This is a genomic window from Klebsiella africana, from assembly GCF_020526085.1.
GTDB lineage: Bacteria > Pseudomonadota > Gammaproteobacteria > Enterobacterales > Enterobacteriaceae > Klebsiella > Klebsiella africana.
The window spans coordinates 4,438,550-4,456,179 of sequence record NZ_CP084874.1 but is presented as its reverse complement, the minus strand read 5'-3'; the positions used below and the strand labels follow the sequence as shown (position 1 = coordinate 4,456,179).

The 17,630-nt window shown below is 56.3% G+C and carries 17 protein-coding genes and 1 other annotated feature; of the genes, 13 read left to right on the top strand and 4 right to left on the bottom strand.

Going from position 1 to position 17,630, the window contains the following annotated elements; genetic code table 11:
* The first annotated feature begins 4 nt into the window (after nt 1–4).
* The 3 genes from creB to creD are packed head-to-tail and all read left to right on the top strand — an operon-like array spanning nt 5 to nt 3,537.
* The gene (gene creB, locus LGL98_RS21440; protein ID WP_136028832.1) at nt 5–694 is read left to right on the top strand and encodes a two-component system response regulator CreB; all 690 of its coding nucleotides are present in this window, start codon (nt 5–7) and stop codon (nt 692–694) included.
* Entirely contained in the window at nt 694–2,118 is a 1,425-nt protein-coding gene (gene creC, locus LGL98_RS21435) for a two-component system sensor histidine kinase CreC (protein WP_136028834.1), read from the top strand. Before creB ends, creC begins: the two co-directional genes overlap by 1 nt.
* Before the next feature lie 60 nt (nt 2,119–2,178).
* Nucleotides 2,179–3,537, top strand: coding sequence for a cell envelope integrity protein CreD (gene creD / locus LGL98_RS21430; protein ID WP_136028836.1), 1,359 nt, complete (start codon nt 2,179–2,181; stop codon nt 3,535–3,537).
* A 62-nt stretch (nt 3,538–3,599) separates the two neighbouring features.
* Here creD and arcA read toward each other — a convergent pair whose 3' ends face one another.
* Nucleotides 3,600–4,316 carry a two-component system response regulator ArcA gene (arcA, locus tag LGL98_RS21425; protein WP_002887843.1) on the bottom strand — a complete coding sequence of 239 codons (717 nt, stop codon included), beginning with the start codon at nt 4,314–4,316 and terminating at the stop codon, nt 3,600–3,602.
* A gap of 95 nt (nt 4,317–4,411) precedes the next feature.
* Here arcA and yjjY point away from each other — a divergent pair, with 95 nt between their 5' ends.
* The 7 genes from yjjY to LGL98_RS21390 all read left to right on the top strand — a co-directional run bounded on the left by yjjY (nt 4,412) and on the right by LGL98_RS21390 (nt 11,365).
* The gene (gene yjjY, locus LGL98_RS21420) at nt 4,412–4,552 is read left to right on the top strand and encodes a YjjY family protein (protein WP_004146984.1); all 141 of its coding nucleotides are present in this window, start codon (nt 4,412–4,414) and stop codon (nt 4,550–4,552) included.
* 395 nt (nt 4,553–4,947) lie between these two features.
* Nucleotides 4,948–5,634, top strand: coding sequence for a tRNA/rRNA methyltransferase (locus tag LGL98_RS21415; protein ID WP_136028838.1), 687 nt, complete (start codon nt 4,948–4,950; stop codon nt 5,632–5,634).
* A gap of 211 nt (nt 5,635–5,845) precedes the next feature.
* Nucleotides 5,846–5,914, top strand: a complete 69-nt coding sequence (gene thrL, locus LGL98_RS21410; protein ID WP_004222578.1) for a thr operon leader peptide — start codon at nt 5,846–5,848, stop codon at nt 5,912–5,914.
* Nucleotides 5,853–5,970, top strand: a sequence feature (Thr leader region). It overlaps the preceding gene by 62 nt.
* 25 nt (nt 5,971–5,995) lie before the next feature.
* On the top strand, nt 5,996–8,458 hold the full coding sequence (gene thrA / locus LGL98_RS21405; RefSeq protein WP_136028840.1) for a bifunctional aspartate kinase/homoserine dehydrogenase I: 2,463 nt from the start codon (nt 5,996–5,998) through the stop codon (nt 8,456–8,458).
* Between the two features lies 1 nt (nt 8,459).
* Complete coding sequence (gene thrB / locus LGL98_RS21400; RefSeq protein WP_136028842.1) at nt 8,460–9,389, top strand: homoserine kinase; 930 nt, start codon at nt 8,460–8,462, stop codon at nt 9,387–9,389.
* 3 nt (nt 9,390–9,392) lie between these two features.
* Nucleotides 9,393–10,673: a threonine synthase gene (thrC, locus tag LGL98_RS21395; RefSeq protein WP_136028844.1), complete on the top strand. Its 1,281-nt coding sequence runs from the start codon at nt 9,393–9,395 to the stop codon at nt 10,671–10,673.
* A 314-nt stretch (nt 10,674–10,987) separates the two neighbouring features.
* Nucleotides 10,988–11,365, top strand: a complete 378-nt coding sequence (locus tag LGL98_RS21390) for a hypothetical protein (protein WP_136028846.1) — start codon at nt 10,988–10,990, stop codon at nt 11,363–11,365.
* Between the two features lie 69 nt (nt 11,366–11,434).
* On the opposite strand, the gene yaaA is transcribed toward LGL98_RS21390, so the two are convergent.
* Together yaaA and LGL98_RS21380 are read right to left on the bottom strand one after the other, a co-directional pair.
* Complete coding sequence (yaaA, locus tag LGL98_RS21385; RefSeq protein WP_136028848.1) at nt 11,435–12,208, bottom strand: peroxide stress protein YaaA; 774 nt, start codon at nt 12,206–12,208, stop codon at nt 11,435–11,437.
* 77 nt (nt 12,209–12,285) lie between these two features.
* Complete coding sequence (locus tag LGL98_RS21380; RefSeq protein ID WP_136028850.1) at nt 12,286–13,716, bottom strand: alanine/glycine:cation symporter family protein; 1,431 nt, start codon at nt 13,714–13,716, stop codon at nt 12,286–12,288.
* A 202-nt stretch (nt 13,717–13,918) separates the two neighbouring features.
* On the opposite strand from LGL98_RS21380, the gene tal reads away from it, so the two are divergent.
* The 3 genes from tal (at nt 13,919) to LGL98_RS21365 (ending at nt 16,983) form a co-directional block, all read left to right on the top strand.
* Nucleotides 13,919–14,872 carry a transaldolase gene (tal, locus tag LGL98_RS21375; RefSeq protein WP_136028852.1) on the top strand — a complete coding sequence of 318 codons (954 nt, stop codon included), beginning with the start codon at nt 13,919–13,921 and terminating at the stop codon, nt 14,870–14,872.
* A gap of 99 nt (nt 14,873–14,971) precedes the next feature.
* The gene (gene mog, locus LGL98_RS21370; RefSeq protein WP_136028854.1) at nt 14,972–15,559 is read left to right on the top strand and encodes a molybdopterin adenylyltransferase; all 588 of its coding nucleotides are present in this window, start codon (nt 14,972–14,974) and stop codon (nt 15,557–15,559) included.
* 119 nt (nt 15,560–15,678) lie between these two features.
* Entirely contained in the window at nt 15,679–16,983 is a 1,305-nt protein-coding gene (locus LGL98_RS21365; protein ID WP_136028856.1) for an MFS transporter, read from the top strand.
* A gap of 46 nt (nt 16,984–17,029) precedes the next feature.
* Here LGL98_RS21365 and satP read toward each other — a convergent pair whose 3' ends face one another.
* Nucleotides 17,030–17,596 carry an acetate uptake transporter gene (satP, locus tag LGL98_RS21360; protein ID WP_136028858.1) on the bottom strand — a complete coding sequence of 189 codons (567 nt, stop codon included), beginning with the start codon at nt 17,594–17,596 and terminating at the stop codon, nt 17,030–17,032.
* Nucleotides 17,597–17,630: the final 34 nt, after the last annotated feature.

The following is a 17,630-nucleotide window of genomic DNA, read 5'->3' as shown; positions in this document are numbered from 1 at the left end:
GCGCATGCAGCAGCCACGGATTTGGTTAGTTGAGGATGAACAGAGTATCGCGGATACCCTGGTTTACATGCTGCAGCAGGAGGGCTTCCAGGTCAGCGTCTTTGGCCGCGGGTTGCCAGCGCTGGAGGCGGCGGCGCATCAGGCGCCCGATGTCGCCATCCTCGACGTCGGCTTGCCGGATATCAGCGGCTTCGAGCTCTGTCGGCGCCTGCTGACGCGTTATCCGGCGCTGCCGGTGCTGTTTTTGACGGCGCGTAGCGACGAGGTCGATAAGCTGCTGGGGCTGGAAATCGGCGCTGACGACTACATCGCCAAGCCGTTTTCACCACGCGAAGTCTGCGCGCGGGTGCGAACCGTGCTGCGGCGGCTGCAGAAGTTTGCTGCGCCATCGCCGGTGGTACGCGTCGGCGAGTTTGTACTCGATGAGCAGGCGGCGGCGATCAGCTGGTTCGGCCAGCCGCTGAACCTGACGCGCTACGAATTTCTGCTGTTGAAAACTCTGCTTCACGCGCCCGGTCGCGTCTTCTCCCGTCAGCAGCTGATGGAGCTGGTGTGGAGCGATGCCTGGGAAAGCCTCGACCGTACCGTCGATACCCATATCAAAACCCTACGCGCTAAGCTGCGGGCCGTGAACCCGGAGATCGCGCCAATCAATACCCATCGCGGTATGGGCTACAGCCTGGGGCGTGGCTGATGCGCATCGGCATGCGCCTGCTGCTGGGCTATTTTCTTATCGTCGCGATCGCCGCGTGGTTTGTACTGTCGATCTTTGTTCAGGAAGTGAAGCCGGGCGTGCGCCGGGCGACAGAGGGAACCCTCAACGATACCGCCACCTTGCTGGCAGCGCTGGCGCGTGAGGATCTGCTGGTGGCAAACCCGCAGCAGGGCAGGCTGGCGCAGGCCTTTCACCAGCTTAACCAGCAGCCGCTCAACGCCAATATCAGCGGGATTAACAAGGTGCGTAATGAGTACCGTGTCTATCTGACCGATGCTCAGGGCAAAGTGGTATTCGACTCCAGTGGGCAGGCAACAGGCCAGGACTATTCGCGCTGGAACGACGTCTGGCTCACCCTGCGCGGCCAGTACGGCGCGCGCAGTACGCGCAGCGATCCGCATGACGAAAACAGCTCGGTGATGTATATCGCCGCGCCGGTGATGGATCAGGGGCGAATTATCGGCGTGCTGAGCGTCGGGAAACCCAATCTGGCGATGACGCCAGTTATTAAGCGCAGCGAGCGGCGGATCCTCTGGGCCGGCGGTGCCCTGCTGGGCATTGCGTTGTTGATTGGCTGCGGTGTTGTCTGGTGGATCAATTTCTCTATTGGCAAGCTGGTGCGCTATGCGGACTCGGTGACCGCTGAGCGCCCGCTGCCGCTGCCGGAGGTTGGCAGCAGCGAATTGCGCAAGCTGGCCCAGGCCCTCGAGGGCATGCGGGTGAAGCTCGAGGGCAAAAATGCCATCGAAAACTATGTCTATGACCTGACTCACGAGCTGAAGAGCCCGCTGGCGGCCATCCGCGGCGCGGCGGAGATCCTGCGCGAAGGGCCGCCGCCTGAGGTGGCGGCGCGGTTTACCGCTACTATCCTCGCGCAGAACACCCGAATGCAACTGCTGGTGGAGCAGTTACTCCAGCAGGCGCGACTGGAAAACCGACTGGAGATAAAGCAGCAGCCGGTGTCGATAGATGCGCTATACCAACGGCTGGCGGAAGAGCGCGACGTCGCCCTGACAACAAAAGCTATCACGCTACGCTGGCAAAGAAGCGGAATAACGGTGAATGGCGATGATGAACTGCTGGCCCAGGCGCTGGGCAATCTACTCGATAACGCGATTGATTTTACCCCGCACGGCGGCGAGATCGCTCTGACGGCGGAGAAGCGAAATGAAGAAGTGCAACTGAGCGTTATGGATAATGGATGCGGTATTCCGGACTATGCCCTGGAGCGGATCTTTGATCGCTTCTATTCGCTGCCGCGTGAAGATGGCCACAAGAGCAGCGGCCTTGGGCTGGCATTTGTTCGTGAAGTGGCGCGTCTGCATCAGGGCGATATCCGTTTACATAATCGCCCGGAAGGCGGCGTGGTCGCCATGCTGCGACTTCACCGTCCCTTCACATAACTTCAAACTCTCCCCATATAGCCGCCCTATCGTGAGTCCATCATGATAGGGAGAAAGGCAATGCTAAAATCACCGTTATTCTGGAAAATCACTACCTTATTAGGTTGCGTACTGTTGTTGTCCTTGCCGCTAATGATGGTCAGGGAGCTTATTAATGAGCGGGCGGATTATCGCAGCGAAGTAGTGGAGGCCATCGAGCAAAGCACCAGCGGCTCGCAAAAACTTGCTGGGCCGCTGATCGCCATTCCGGTGACCGAGACGCTGTCCCGCATGGAGAACCAAAAAGAGGTCAACTATCAGCGGAGCTGGGTGTACTACTGGCTGCCGGAGTCGCTGGCGGTCAACGGCAAACAGACCGTGGAGTCGAGGAGGGTGGGCATCTACAGCGGCCAGGTCTGGCACAACGCCTTGCAGATTAAGGCCTCGTTTGATCCGCTGCGTCTGGCGGCGCTGAGAAAAACGAATATCGTCTTAGGCCAGCCGCGGCTGGTGGTGAGCGTTGGGGATGCTCGTGGGATAGGCGCAATCCATGCTCCGCAAGTCAACGGCACCGTATTAAGCGTGGAGCCGGGGCTGGGGATAAGCGGCGATGGTGCGGGTATCCATATGCCGATGCCTGCGCTGGCGCTGGACAACAAGCCGCTTGAGATAGCCTTTTCACTCGATCTGAACGGGACGGGGGAATTTTCGCTGGTGCCGCTTGGGCGCAATAGCGAGCTGCAACTGAGCAGTAACTGGCCGCATCCCGGCTTTCTCGGCAGCTTCCTGCCAACGAAAAGGGAAGTGAATGCTGCCGGCTATCGCGCCCACTGGCAAAGCAGCTGGTTTGCCAACGACATGGGCAGCTATTTCAAGGATGATATGGAGATCCCGTGGTTGCGGCTACCGGCGTTCAGTGCCGATGTGATGTCGCTTGCCGACCAGTATCAGCTAACCGATCGGGCGACAAAATATGCCATTCTGTTGATCGGACTGACGTTTATGGCTTTTTTCGTGTTCGAGAGCCTGACCCGTCGCCCCCTGCATCCGATGCAATATTTGCTGGTAGGATTATCATTGGTACTGTTTTACCTGGTGCTACTGGCGCTCTCAGAGCACGTCGGTTTTACCGCTGCCTGGCTGGCGGCCAGCCTGTCTGGCGCGGTGATGAACGGGATCTACCTCCAGGCGGTGCTCAGGGGATGGCGCAACAGTCTGTTGTTTGTCGCCGCGTTACTGTTGCTGGATGGGGTCATGTGGTTTCTGCTGCATTCTGAGGACAGCGCGCTGCTGCTGGGGACAGGGGTGCTGGCGCTGGCGCTGAGTGCCCTGATGTTTTTGACCCGCCGGGTGGACTGGTATGCGTTATCGTTGCCGAAAGGCAGCGTGCCCCCGCCGCCGGCTGCTGATGACGAGAAACTGCGTCTCTGGAAAGAATAACAGCATAAAAAACGGCGCCCTCAGGGCGCCGTTTTCACATCATGGCTGAGGAATAAATCGTATTATTCCTGCAGATCGCCACAGAAACGGTAACCTTCACCGTGAATGGTGGCGATGATTTCCGGGGTATCCGGAGTGGATTCGAAGTGTTTACGAATCCGACGAATGGTCACGTCAACGGTACGGTCATGCGGCTTCAGCTCGCGACCGGTCATTTTCTTCAGCAACTCGGCACGAGACTGAATTTTGCCCGGATTTTCGCAGAAGTGCAGCATTGCGCGGAATTCACTGCGCGGCAGCTTGTACTGCTCGCCGTTCGGGCTCACCAGGGAACGGCTGTTGATATCGAGCTCCCAGCCATTGAACTTGTAGCTTTCCACGCTGCGGCGCTCTTCGCTCACGGTACCGAGGTTCATGGTACGGGAGAGCAGGTTACGTGCGCGGATAGTCAGTTCACGCGGGTTAAACGGTTTAGTGATATAGTCGTCAGCGCCGATTTCGAGGCCAAGAATCTTATCCACTTCGTTGTCGCGGCCGGTTAAGAACATCAGCGCGACGTCAGCCTGCTCGCGCAGTTCGCGAGCCAGCAGAAGACCATTTTTACCCGGCAGGTTGATATCCATGATCACCAGGTTGATATCATTTTCAGACAGGATCTGATGCATTTCCGCGCCATCGGTCGCTTCGAATACATCGTAACCTTCTGCTTCGAAAATACTTTTTAACGTGTTGCGTGTTACCAACTCGTCTTCAACGATAAGAATGTGCGGGGTCTGCATGTTTGCTACCTAAATTGCCAACTAAATCGAAACAGGAAGTACCAAAGTCCCTGACCTGCCTGCTGCATGTCGCAAATTAACATGCGCGGCGTAACATGACTAAAGTACGTAATTGCGTTCTTGATGCACTTTCCATCAACGTCAACAACATCATTAGCTTGGTCGTGGGTACTTTCCCTCTGGACCCGACGGTGTCAAAAACGGCTGACATCCTAACCATTTTAACAGCAACATAACAGGCTAAGAGAGGCCGAACACCCAATAAAACTACGCTTCGTTGACATATATCAAGTTCAATTGTAGCACGTTAACAGTCTTGTGAAATCATTGCATCGTCATGCTCTTTATAGTCACAATCTTTACCCGGCTCAACTAGTTGCGTGGATAAATTAATAAATACGATGAATCCAATGTGAGAAACGATGCGTCAGATGAAATTTCATTGCTCATCATATGGATAAATGGGTTCTGTTAACATACTCCTTGTGATGGCCTCCTGAGAACAGTTTAGATTTTTTTATGGATAAGAAAACGCAATTTTAGTGATTTTTGTTGCAAATTTGTAAATTTTCACCGCGTAAAATGGGCGCGCAGCGCCTCGATAACGCCTGAGAGAGAGAAAGAAACCGCAATGCGTTTAACGATCATTTTAGTCGGTCCTGCCCGGGCCGAGAACGTCGGCGCTGCCGCCAGGGCGATGAAAACCATGGGATTTCGCGATCTAAGAATTGTAGACAGTGAAGCCCATCTGGCGCCGGCGGCACGCTGGGTGGCGCATGGCTCAGGCGACATCCTCGATGGTATCACCACCTATCCCACCCTTGCCGAGGCGCTGCATGACGTTGATTTTACCGTCGCCACCACCGCCCGTAGTCGCGCTCGTTTTCACTATTACGCCACGCCGCAGCAGCTGTTGCCGCTGCTGGAGGAGAAGGCACAGTGGATGAACCATACTGCCCTGGTATTTGGTCGTGAAGATGCCGGATTGACCAATGAGGAGCTGGCGCTGGCTGATGTGTTGACCGGTGTGCCGATGGCTGCGGATTATCCGTCGCTGAATCTCGGCCAGTCGGTGATGGTCTACTGTTATCAATTAGCATCGCTTATGCAACAATCGACGCCGTCCGCCGATGCAGCAGACCAGCATCAACTGCAGGCCTTACGTGCTCGTACCCTGGCGTTACTTTCGCGTTTGGGCGTGGAGGATGATGCCAAACTGGCCGACTGGTTGTCGCAACGAATGGGCCTTCTGCAGCAGCGCGACACGGCAATGTTGCACCGTTTGCTGCATGATATTGAAAAAAACCTGCCAGAATAAAGCTCTGTCATATTTTTTAGTTATGGTTATCTGTGCTGTTTTTGAGGTCTGAATTCCGCCGATCTGGATGTATTTTCTCACGGCAGCGGGAAAATACGTAAGCCTGCTGAAATGGGGTTAATTGAGAAATTCATTGACTTAAGACGGCAGATACTTTAACCAATATAGGCAGGACACACAGACAGATAAAAATACAGAGTACACAACATCCATGAATCGCATCGGCATGATTACCACCATTATCACCACCACCATTACCACAGGTAACGGTGCGGGCTGACGCGTACAGGAAACACAGAAAAAAGCCCGCACCTGAACAGTGCGGGCTTTTTTTTTGACAAGAGATCAAGGGGTAAGAACCATGCGAGTGTTGAAGTTCGGCGGTACATCAGTGGCAAATGCGGAACGGTTTCTGCGGGTTGCCGATATTCTGGAGAGTAATGCCAGGCAGGGGCAGGTAGCGACCGTCCTGTCTGCCCCGGCGAAGATCACTAACCACCTGGTAGCGATGATTGAAAAAACCATTGGCGGCCAGGATGCCCTCCCGAATATTGCCGACGCTGAACGCATTTTTGCCGAACTTCTTCAGGGCCTTGCCGATGCCCAGCCCGCTTTCCCACTTGCCCAGCTGAAAGCCTTCGTTGAGCAGGAATTTGCTCAGATTAAGCATGTCCTGCACGGCATCAGCCTGCTGGGCCAGTGCCCGGATGGGGTGAATGCCGCGCTGATCTGCCGTGGCGAAAAGCTCTCTATCGCCATCATGGCAGGTTTGCTGGAAGCCCGTGGTCATAAAGTCAGTGTGATCAACCCGGTAGAAAAACTGCTCGCGGTGGGCCACTATCTGGAATCCACCGTCGATATCGCCGAATCCACACGCCGCATTGCCGCCAGCCAGATCCCGGCAGACCATATGATCCTGATGGCCGGATTTACCGCCGGCAATGAGAAGGGCGAACTGGTGGTGCTGGGGCGTAATGGCTCCGACTATTCGGCTGCGGTACTGGCCGCCTGCCTGCGCGCTGACTGCTGCGAAATCTGGACCGATGTCGACGGGGTGTACACTTGCGACCCGCGTCAGGTACCGGATGCGCGCCTGCTGAAATCGATGTCTTATCAGGAGGCGATGGAGCTTTCCTACTTTGGCGCGAAAGTGTTGCACCCGCGCACTATCGCGCCAATCGCCCAGTTTCAGATCCCATGCCTGATCAAAAATACCGGCAACCCGCAGGCGCCGGGAACGCTTATCGGCGCCAGCCGCGACGAGGACGATCTGCCGGTCAAAGGCATCTCTAACCTCAACAACATGGCGATGTTCAACGTCTCCGGGCCGGGGATGAAAGGTATGGTCGGCATGGCGGCCCGCGTCTTCGCCACCATGTCCCGCGCCGGCATCTCGGTGGTGTTGATCACTCAATCTTCTTCCGAGTACAGCATCAGTTTCTGCGTGCCGCAGAGCGATTGCGCGCGTGCTAAACGGGCGATGGAAGATGAGTTTTATCTGGAGCTGAAAGAGGGGTTGCTGGAGCCGCTGGCCATTATGGAACGTCTGGCGATCATCTCCGTGGTGGGCGACGGAATGCGCACCCTGCGCGGTATCTCAGCGAAATTTTTTGCCGCACTGGCCCGCGCCAATATCAATATTGTGGCGATTGCCCAAGGCTCTTCCGAGCGCTCAATTTCGGTGGTGGTCAGCAATGATGACGCCACCACCGGCGTGCGCGTGACCCATCAGATGCTGTTCAACACCGACCAGGTGATTGAAGTGTTTGTCATCGGTGTCGGCGGCGTCGGCGGCGCGCTGCTGGAGCAGATCAAGCGCCAGCAGGGCTGGCTGAAGAATAAACATATCGATCTGCGGGTCTGCGGTGTAGCCAATTCGCAGGCACTGCTGACCAGCGTGCATGGCCTGAATCTGGAAAACTGGAGTGCGGAACTGGCGGAGGCGAAAGAACCCTTTAATCTTGGCCGCCTGATCCGCCTGGTGAAAGAGTATCATCTGCTGAACCCGGTGATCGTCGACTGTACCTCCAGTCAGGCGGTCGCCGATCAGTACGCCGACTTCCTGCGCGAAGGTTTCCATGTGGTAACGCCGAACAAAAAGGCCAACACCTCTTCGCTGGATTATTATCACCAGCTGCGTCATGCGGCCAGCAGCTCGCGGCGTAAGTTCCTCTATGACACTAACGTTGGCGCCGGCCTGCCGGTGATTGAGAACCTGCAGAACCTGCTCAACGCCGGCGATGAATTGCGCCACTTCTCCGGGATCCTGTCCGGCTCCCTGTCGTTTATCTTCGGCAAGCTGGACGAGGGGGTGAGTTTCTCCGCGGCGACGGCGATGGCCCGTGAGATGGGGTATACCGAGCCGGATCCGCGTGACGATTTATCCGGGGTGGATGTGGCGCGTAAGCTGCTGATTCTGGCCCGTGAGACCGGGCGAGAACTGGAGCTGGCGGACATTATCGTCGAGTCGGCGCTGCCGCCGGACTTCGACGCCAGCGGCAATGTCGAGACCTTTATGGCCCGTCTGCCGTCGCTGGACGATGCGTTCGCCTCGCGGGTTGCTAAGGCGCGCGATGAAGGTAAAGTCTTGCGCTACGTCGGTAACATCGAAGAGGATGGGACCTGCCGGGTAAAAATAGCCGCGGTTGACGGCAACGATCCGCTGTTCAAAGTTAAGAATGGTGAGAACGCGCTGGCTTTTTATAGCCATTATTATCAGCCATTGCCGCTGGTGTTACGCGGCTATGGCGCCGGGAACGACGTCACGGCGGCCGGCGTATTCGCCGACCTGCTGCGCACCCTGTCCTGGAAGTTAGGAGTTTAAGATGGTCAAAGTATATGCCCCGGCTTCCAGTGCCAACATGAGCGTCGGGTTTGATGTGTTGGGCGCGGCGGTCACGCCGGTCGATGGCACACTGCTGGGCGATAACGTCACTGTCGAAGCGGCGGAGCAATTCAGCTTGCAGAATCTGGGTCGTTTCGCCAGCAAACTGCCGACGGCGCCGCAGGAGAACATTGTTTACCAGTGCTGGGAAAGCTTTTGCCGGGAAATCGGTAAGACGGTACCGGTGGCGATGACGCTGGAAAAAAACATGCCGATCGGCTCCGGGCTGGGATCCAGCGCCTGCTCGGTGGTCGCTGCGCTGGTGGCCATGAACGAGTTCTGCGGTAAGCCGCTGAACGAGACACGCATGCTGGCGCTGATGGGAGAGATGGAAGGGCGTATCTCCGGCAGTATTCACTACGATAACGTAGCGCCGTGCTATCTTGGCGGTATGCAGTTAATGATCGAAGAGAATGGGATTATTAGCCAGCAGGTGCCCGGGTTTGATGAGTGGCTGTGGGTGCTGGCTTACCCGGGGATTAAAGTCTCCACCGCTGAGGCGCGGGCGATTCTGCCGGCGCAGTACCGCCGCCAGGATTGTATCGCCCATGGCCGCCACCTCGCGGGCTTTATTCATGCCTGCTATACCCGTCAGCCGCAGCTGGCGGCAAAATTGATGAAAGATGTGATTGCCGAACCGTACCGAACCAAACTGCTGCCGGGCTTCAGCGAAGCGCGTCAGGCGGCAATGGAGATAGGTGCCCAGGCTTGCGGTATCTCCGGCTCTGGCCCGACGCTGTTTGCGTTGTGTGATAAACCGGACACCGCGCAGCGCGTCGCCGACTGGCTGGCCGCGCATTATCTGCAGAATCAGGAAGGCTTTGTTCATATTTGCCGGCTGGACACGGCGGGCGCACGCGTAGTGGGATAACCAATGAAACTGTATAACTTAAAAGATCACAATGAGCAGGTCAGCTTTGCGCAGGCCGTCACCCAGGGACTTGGCAAGCATCAGGGCCTGTTCTTTCCGCACGATCTGCCGGAATTCAGCCTGACAGAAATCGACGAAATGCTGGAGCAGGATTTCGTGACCCGCAGCGCGAAAATCCTGTCGGCCTTTATCGGCGATGAGATCCCGCAGGACGTTCTGCAACAGCGGGTGCGCGCGGCGTTTGCGTTTCCTGCGCCGGTAAGCAAGGTGCAGGAGGATGTCGGCTGTCTGGAGCTATTCCATGGCCCTACGCTGGCGTTCAAGGACTTCGGCGGCCGCTTTATGGCGCAGATGCTGACCCATATCGCAGGCGATAAGCCGGTCACCATCCTCACGGCGACCTCTGGCGACACCGGGGCGGCGGTGGCGCATGCCTTCTACGGTCTGCCGAACGTCAAGGTAGTGATCCTCTATCCGCGCGGCAAGATCAGTCCGCTGCAGGAGAAGCTGTTCTGTACCCTCGGCGGCAACATTGAAACCGTGGCGATTGATGGCGACTTTGATGCCTGCCAGGCGCTGGTGAAGCAGGCGTTTGACGATGAAGAGCTGAAGGCGACGCTGGGTCTCAACTCGGCTAACTCCATCAACATCAGCCGCCTGCTGGCGCAGATCTGTTACTATTTCGAAGCGGCGGCGCAGCTGCCGCAGGAAGCCCGCAATCAGCTGGTGATTTCCGTACCGAGCGGTAACTTCGGCGATCTGACCGCCGGTTTGCTGGCGAAATCGCTGGGTCTGCCGATCAAGCGCTTTATTGCCGCCACCAACGCCAACGACACCGTTCCCCGCTATCTGCAGGGCGGCGAGTGGGCGCCAAAAGCCACCCAGGCGACGCTGTCCAACGCCATGGACGTCAGCCAGCCGAACAACTGGCCGCGCGTTGAAGAGCTGTTCCGCCGTAAAATCTGGCGCCTGAGCGAGCTGGGCTATGCCGCGGTCGATGATGAGACCACCAAAGCGGCCATGCGCGAGCTGAAGGACATTGGCTACATCTCTGAGCCGCATGCGGCAATTGCCTGGCGCGCGCTGCGCGATCAGCTGCAGCCGGGAGAGTACGGCTTGTTCCTTGGCACCGCGCATCCGGCGAAGTTCAAAGAGAGCGTGGAGGAGATCCTGCAGGAGACTCTGCCGCTGCCGAAGGAGCTGGCCGACCGCGCCGACCTGCCGCTGCTGTCTCACAACCTGCCGGCGGATTTCGCCGCGCTGCGTAAGCTGATGATGGGCTAAGTCAGGCAATAATATCGGCAACATGATTGATAAAACCGGGCAGCTATTGCCCGGTTTTATATTTAACGCACTTTTTCCATATCAACAAAATTTCTCTCCATAAAATTCCCGCCACTATTTTATTGTCAGTGCACTGCTTTTATTGCAAACTCTTTTACGGATTGGCCTCTTTGCAGGGTAATTCCACTGGATTATCTTTTTTAATTATTATTTCATGCTGGTTATATTTATGCTGCTGATTTTATTATGAATCAGCTATAGATATCATTTGTTATAGATGCATTGTTAATGCACAAAGTTTTCAAGGAGGAAACATGCGTATTTTATCTCTTTTTTTTGTGGTGTTCGCTTTAACAGGCTGTTCCGGGACTACGATTGGCGGTAATGAAGATAAATTAACGCCAGCCTATCTGAAACAACATCTGATTGTCGGGAAAACCACCAAGGCCGAAGTTCGTCAGTATTTTGGTGCCCCGGATTCTGGTCATACGACGGTGACGGCATCGGGCAAAGAGAGCTGGTATTATTCAGTAGATAAAGGGATCAATCTGGTCAGTCTCGCGGGTTCCATAATTCCGGTGACCGGGGCATCGCAAGCTGCCGATGCGGTCGATAAGTCCAGCCAAAAAGATTCGAATTCACTGATGGTTTTCTTCGATGAAAAAGGCGTGGTGGAAAACTGGGTTCGTTAAAATAAGTAATAATCTCGTTTATTTATATTGAAAAGGGGAATGACTCCCCTTTTTTATTACCGCAACGTGTTATTGCTCGTGGCGTTTAAACACCAGCTCGCCTTTCTCCGACGCATCTGCATCAAAGAAATAGCCTTCGCTATTAAAGGCTTTGAGCTGTTCGGGCTGGGTTAAGCGGTTTTCAATAATGTAGCGGCTCATCAGGCCACGGGCTTTCTTCGCATAGAAGCTGATCACTTTGAATTTGCCATTCTTCTCATCGAGGAACACCGGCTTGATCAGCTGGCCCTGCAGTTTTGGCGTTTTCACCGATTTAAAATACTCATCGGAAGCAAGGTTGATGACGATATCGTCGCCCTGATCGCGCAGCGCCTGATTCAGCTTCTCGGTAATGGTATCGCCCCAGAACTGATACAGATCATTGCCGCGCGGATTTTCCAGGCGGATCCCCATCTCCAGGCGATAGGGCTGCATCAGGTCCAGCGGGCGCAGTACGCCATACAGCCCGGAGAGCATACGCAGATGCTGCTGGGCGAAGTCGAAGTCATCTTCGGTGAACGTTTCTGCCTGCAGACCGGTGTAGACATCGCCCTTAAACGCCAGGATCGCCTGACGGGCATTTTGCGGCGTAAAATCAGGATGCCAGTCGTGGAAACGGGTAGCGTTCAGATCCGCCAGCTTGTCGCTAATACTCATTAGCTTGCCAATCTGCGGTGCGCTCAGCTTACGGGCGATGCCGATAAGCTGCTGAGAATACTCCAGGAGTTCGGGCTGGGTATAGCGAGTCGTTGCCAGCGGGCTTTGATAATCGAGCGTTTTAGCAGGTGAAATCAGAATCAGCATATCCAGTCCTTGCAGGTAATTTCGACGAATTTTAACAAAAAAAGCGCATGGTGGGATCGATAGCTGCAATTGCCGCGCTATTCGCGCGGCAATTCATTCCAGGCGCCCGGGGCCAGCTGTTGGTCAATATCCGGGTAACGAGTGGCATCGAAAGTCGGCTGGATACCCAGCCGCCGCTGACGCAGATAATCGCTGGCGATAATCCGCACCGTCGGGGAGAGCAGCAGGATAGCCGTCAGATTGGTCATCGCCATCAGCGCCATAATGATATCCGCGCTCTGCCAGATGACCGGCAGGCTAATCATGGTTCCCAGCAGCACCATCAGGACGGTGACTATCCGTAGCGCCCAGATGTAGCGCGGTGAGTCCAGGCGCAGGAAAACCAGATTATTTTCCGCATACACGTAGTTGGCCACGATAGAGCTAAAGGCGAACAGCATCACGATGAAGGCGATAAAATCCGCTCCCCAGCTGCCGACCAGCACGCTCATTGCGTGTTGCAAGTCCTGAATACCGTTGAGCGTATATTCATTGTCGGGCCGCGGCGCCAGCATGACGATGACCGCGCTGGCGGTACAGATCACGATGGTATCGATAAACACGCCAATCATCTGCACGATCCCCTGCGCCGCCGGGTGCGGCGGCCAGGAGGCGGCGGCGGCGGCGGCGTTAGGTGAAGATCCCATCCCGGCTTCATTGGAAAACATGCCACGCTGGAAGCCGCTGGTCAGCGCCTGGCTGATGGTGTAGCCCACCGCGCCGGCGGCGGCCTCCTGCCAGCCGAAGGCGCAGCGAAAGATGGTGGCGAAAATCGTCGGCAGGGCGGTGATATGCCACAGGCCGATGAGCAAGCTGGTGGCAATCCACATGAGCGCCATGGTGGGAACAATCCACTGCATCAGGCGCGCCACGCCGCGTAAACCACGGAGGATCGTTAGCAAAACGAGGATGGCCAGCACGCCGCCGCTGACTGCCGCCGGCAGATCGAACGCATAATGCAGGGCATGGGCTACGGAGTTGGCCTGCACAGTGTTGAAGATAAAACCATAGGCCAGCAGGAGCAGGATCGAAAACAGGACGCCCATCCAGCGCATGCCGAGCCCGCGCGCCATATACCAGGCCGGGCCACCGCGAAACTGCCCGCGGCTATCGCGCTCTTTATACAGCTGAGCAAGGGAACATTCAGCAAAGCTGCTGGCCATGCCGAGCAGGGCGGAAACCCACATCCAGAATACAGCGCCGGGCCCGCCGGCGGCGATCGCCAGCGTCACCCCGGCCAGATTGCCGCTACCCACCCGGGCGGCAAGACTGGTACAGAGCGCCTGAAAAGACGTTAAACCACCCGGCTGCGGGTGGAGGCTTTTTTTCAGGCTGCGGCCAAACTTGCGGACGTAACGAAACTGAATACCCCGGGTTTGCCAGCTAAACCAGATGCCGGCGCCCAGTAACAGATAAATCATTACCGAGCCCCAGAGTATTTCGTTGATAAATGAGAGAAAATCAGGCATTAAACGTCCTCTTGTCTATGCCGGCACGCCAGTGTAAGCGTTACCAATTAAGTGACAATCCTTTCGCTTTCAGCAAATTAATCTGCATAGTTTATCACACTCTGCGGTCTTCTCTCGTCGGCGGTTGCGCTGACCCGGCAGCGTGTTATCATCTGGGCAGACCGGTTACATCCCCTTAACTGCTGTTTAAGAGAAATATATCATGACGGATAAATTAACTTCTCTGCGTCAGTACACCACTGTCGTCGCTGACACCGGAGATATTGCGGCAATGAAGCTGTATCAGCCTCAGGATGCCACCACCAACCCTTCCCTGATTCTCGGCGCGGCTCAGATCCCTGAGTACCGTAAGCTGATTGACGACGCAGTGACCTGGGCGCGTAGCCAGAGCAGCGATCGCGCGCAGCAGATCCTCGACGCTTCCGACAAGCTGGCGGTGAATATTGGTCTCGAAATTCTGAAACTGATCCCGGGCCGTATCTCCACCGAAGTCGATGCTCGTCTCTCCTATGACACCGAAGCGTCTATCGCTAAAGCCAAGCGCATCATCAAGCTGTACAACGACGCAGGCATCAGCAACGATCGCATCCTTATCAAGCTGGCTTCCACCTGGCAGGGCATTCGCGCCGCTGAACAGCTGGAAAAAGAAGGCATCAACTGTAACCTGACGCTGCTGTTCTCCTTCGCTCAGGCTCGCGCTTGCGCCGAAGCGGGCGTCTTCCTGATTTCACCGTTCGTTGGCCGTATCCTCGACTGGTACAAAGCCAACACTGACAAGAAAGAGTACGCGCCGGCAGAAGATCCGGGCGTGGTTTCCGTCAGCGAAATCTACGAGTACTACAAGCAGCACGGTTATGAAACCGTGGTGATGGGCGCAAGCTTCCGTAACGTTGGCGAAATTCTGGAACTGGCTGGCTGTGACCGCCTGACCATCGCCCCGGCGCTGCTGAAAGAGCTGTCCGAAAGCGAAGGCGCGGTTGAGCGTAAACTGGTGTATACCGGTGAAGTGAAAGCCCGTCCGGAGCGTATTACCGAGTCTGAGTTCCTGTGGCAGCATAACCAGGATCCGATGGCGGTAGACAAACTGGCGGAAGGTATCCGTAAGTTTGCGATCGACCAGGAAAAACTGGAAAAAATGATCGACGAACTGCTGTAATACCGCAGGTGGCCGACGCCCGTCGGCCACTTTACACTGTCTGTCCCGCCTCCGGCAGTGTATCATTTCGTTTAACGCCATAGTTTGAACGGAATAACCATGAATACCTTACGAATCGGCTTAGTTTCCATCTCCGATCGCGCCTCCAGCGGCGTCTATCAGGATAAAGGCATCCCGGCACTGGAAGAGTGGCTGACGCGTGCCCTTACCACCCCCTTCGAACTGCAGACCCGCCTGATTCCGGACGAACAGGTCATCATTGAGCAAACGCTGTGCGAACTGGTTGACGAAATGGGGTGCCACCTGGTGCTGACCACCGGCGGAACCGGCCCTGCGCGTCGCGATGTGACGCCTGACGCCACGCTGGCGATCGCCGATCGCGAGATGCCGGGCTTCGGCGAGCAAATGCGCCAGGTTAGCCTACACTTTGTGCCGACGGCTATCCTTTCCCGGCAGGTCGGGGTGATCCGCAAGCAGGCGCTGATCCTCAATCTTCCTGGACAACCGAAAGCGATTCAGGAGACCCTGGAAGGCGTGAAAGATGCTGACGGCAACGTGCTGGTGCACGGTATTTTCGCAAGTGTACCTTATTGTATACAGTTGCTTGAGGGGCCCTATGTGGAAACCGATGGCCTTATAGTAGAAGCATTTCGTCCCAAGAGCGCCAGACGCGAAACTTTATCCTGAATTTGATGCAATTGTGACATAACCTGCATCGCTGATGGTGTGCCGTTTTATTTACGATATAGTGCTGTTTACTTTACACACTATAAAATACGCTGCACACCTCAGGATGAAATCGCGTTATGTCATATGCAAACCGACCGCTCGACCGCCAGGATTATAAAACGCTAACGCTGGCCGCCCTTGGCGGCGCGCTGGAGTTTTATGACTTCATCATTTTTGTTTTCTTCGCCACCGTTGTCGGTGAGCTTTTCTTCCCCGCGGATATACCGGAATGGCTGCGTCAGGTGCAGACTTTTGGCATTTTCGCCGCCGGGTATCTGGCACGTCCGCTGGGTGGGATCATCATGGCCCACTTTGGCGATCTGGTAGGGCGCAAGAAAATGTTCACCCTTAGCATCCTGCTAATGGCGTTGCCGACCCTGGCGATTGGCCTGCTGCCGACCTATAGCTCGGTGGGTATCGTCGCGCCGCTGCTGTTGCTGCTGATGCGTATTCTGCAGGGAGCGGCGATCGGCGGGGAGGTGCCTGGCGCCTGGGTGTTTGTCGCCGAGCATGTCCCGGAAAAACGCATTGGTATCGCCTGCGGCACGCTGACGGCCGGCCTGACGGTAGGCATCCTGCTGGGATCGGTAGTGGCGACGCTAATCAATACCAGCCTGACGCCGCAGGGTATCCACGACGGCGGCTGGCGGATCCCCTTCCTGCTGGGCGGCATATTTGGTCTGATCGCGATGTATTTGCGCCGCTGGTTGCAGGAGACGCCCATCTTTCTTGAGATGCAACAGCGCAAAGCGCTGGCGCAGGAGCTGCCGGTGAAAGCGGTGGCGCTCAAGCATCAGAAGGCGGTAGTGATCTCTATGCTACTGACCTGGCTGCTGTCAGCAGGCGTGGTGGTGGTGATCCTGATGTCACCGGTCTGGCTGCAGAAGCACTATGGTTTTGCGCCGGCCATTACCCTGCAGGCCAACAGCATCGCCACCATTATGTTGTGTATCGGCTGTCTGCTCGCCGGGCTGGCGGCGGACCGCTTCGGCGCCAGCCGCACTTTTATCGTCGGCAGTCTGCTGCTGGCGGTCGCCAGCTGGGCCTTTTATCATCTTGCCGGCGCCAGCCCGCAGCGCTTGTTTCTGCTCTATGGCACGGTGGGGCTGTGCGTCGGCGTGGTGGGGGCGGTGCCATATGTGATGGTACGGGCCTTCCCGGCGGAAGTACGCTTCACCGGCATCTCGTTTTCCTACAACCTGTCATACGCGATCTTTGGCGGCCTGACGCCGATTGCCGTTACCATGCTGATGGGCGTGTCGCCGATGGCGCCGGCATGGTATGTGCTGGCCCTGTCGCTGATGGGGCTGGGATTAGGTATCTGGCTACGTCAGGGGCTGACGGCGCCGACGGGAATGCCGGAAGGGGAGCTACAGCGCTAAAGATGACTGACATGCCGCCGCCCTGTGACAGGACGGCGGCAGAAGATTAGCGCGGTTCGCCAATCGGCAGCACGGTGCGGCCGAACTGCTCGTTCAGCACTTCACCCATCGCCAGGTAAATAGCGCTGGCGCCACAAACCAGGCCGACCCAGCCGGCCACCTTCACAATGCTTTCGTTATCGGCCAAATGGCCAATCGCCAGCAGCGCGAACAGTACGGTCAGGCTCAGGAAGACAAACTGCAGCATGCGGGCTGCCTTCAGGGTGCCAAAGAACATAAACAGGGTAAAGACGCCCCACAGGCCGAGGTACATACCGAGGAAGTGCGCGTTAGGCGCGTCTGCCAGGCCCATTTTCGGCATCAGAAGGATAGCCACCAGCGTCAGCCAGAAGCTGCCGTAGGAGGTAAAAGCGGTTAAGCCAAAAGTGTTGCCTTTTTTGTATTCCAGCAGGCCAGCAAAAATTTGCGCAATGCCGCCGTAAAAAATGCCCATCGCCAGGATAGCTACATCGAATGCGAACAGGCCGCTATTCGCCAGGTTAAGCAGAATAGTGGTCATGCCGAAGCCCATAAGGCCCAGCGGTGCCGGATTAGCCAACTTAGTGTTGCCCATAATTCCTCAAAATTATCATTAAAAGGGAAGCATT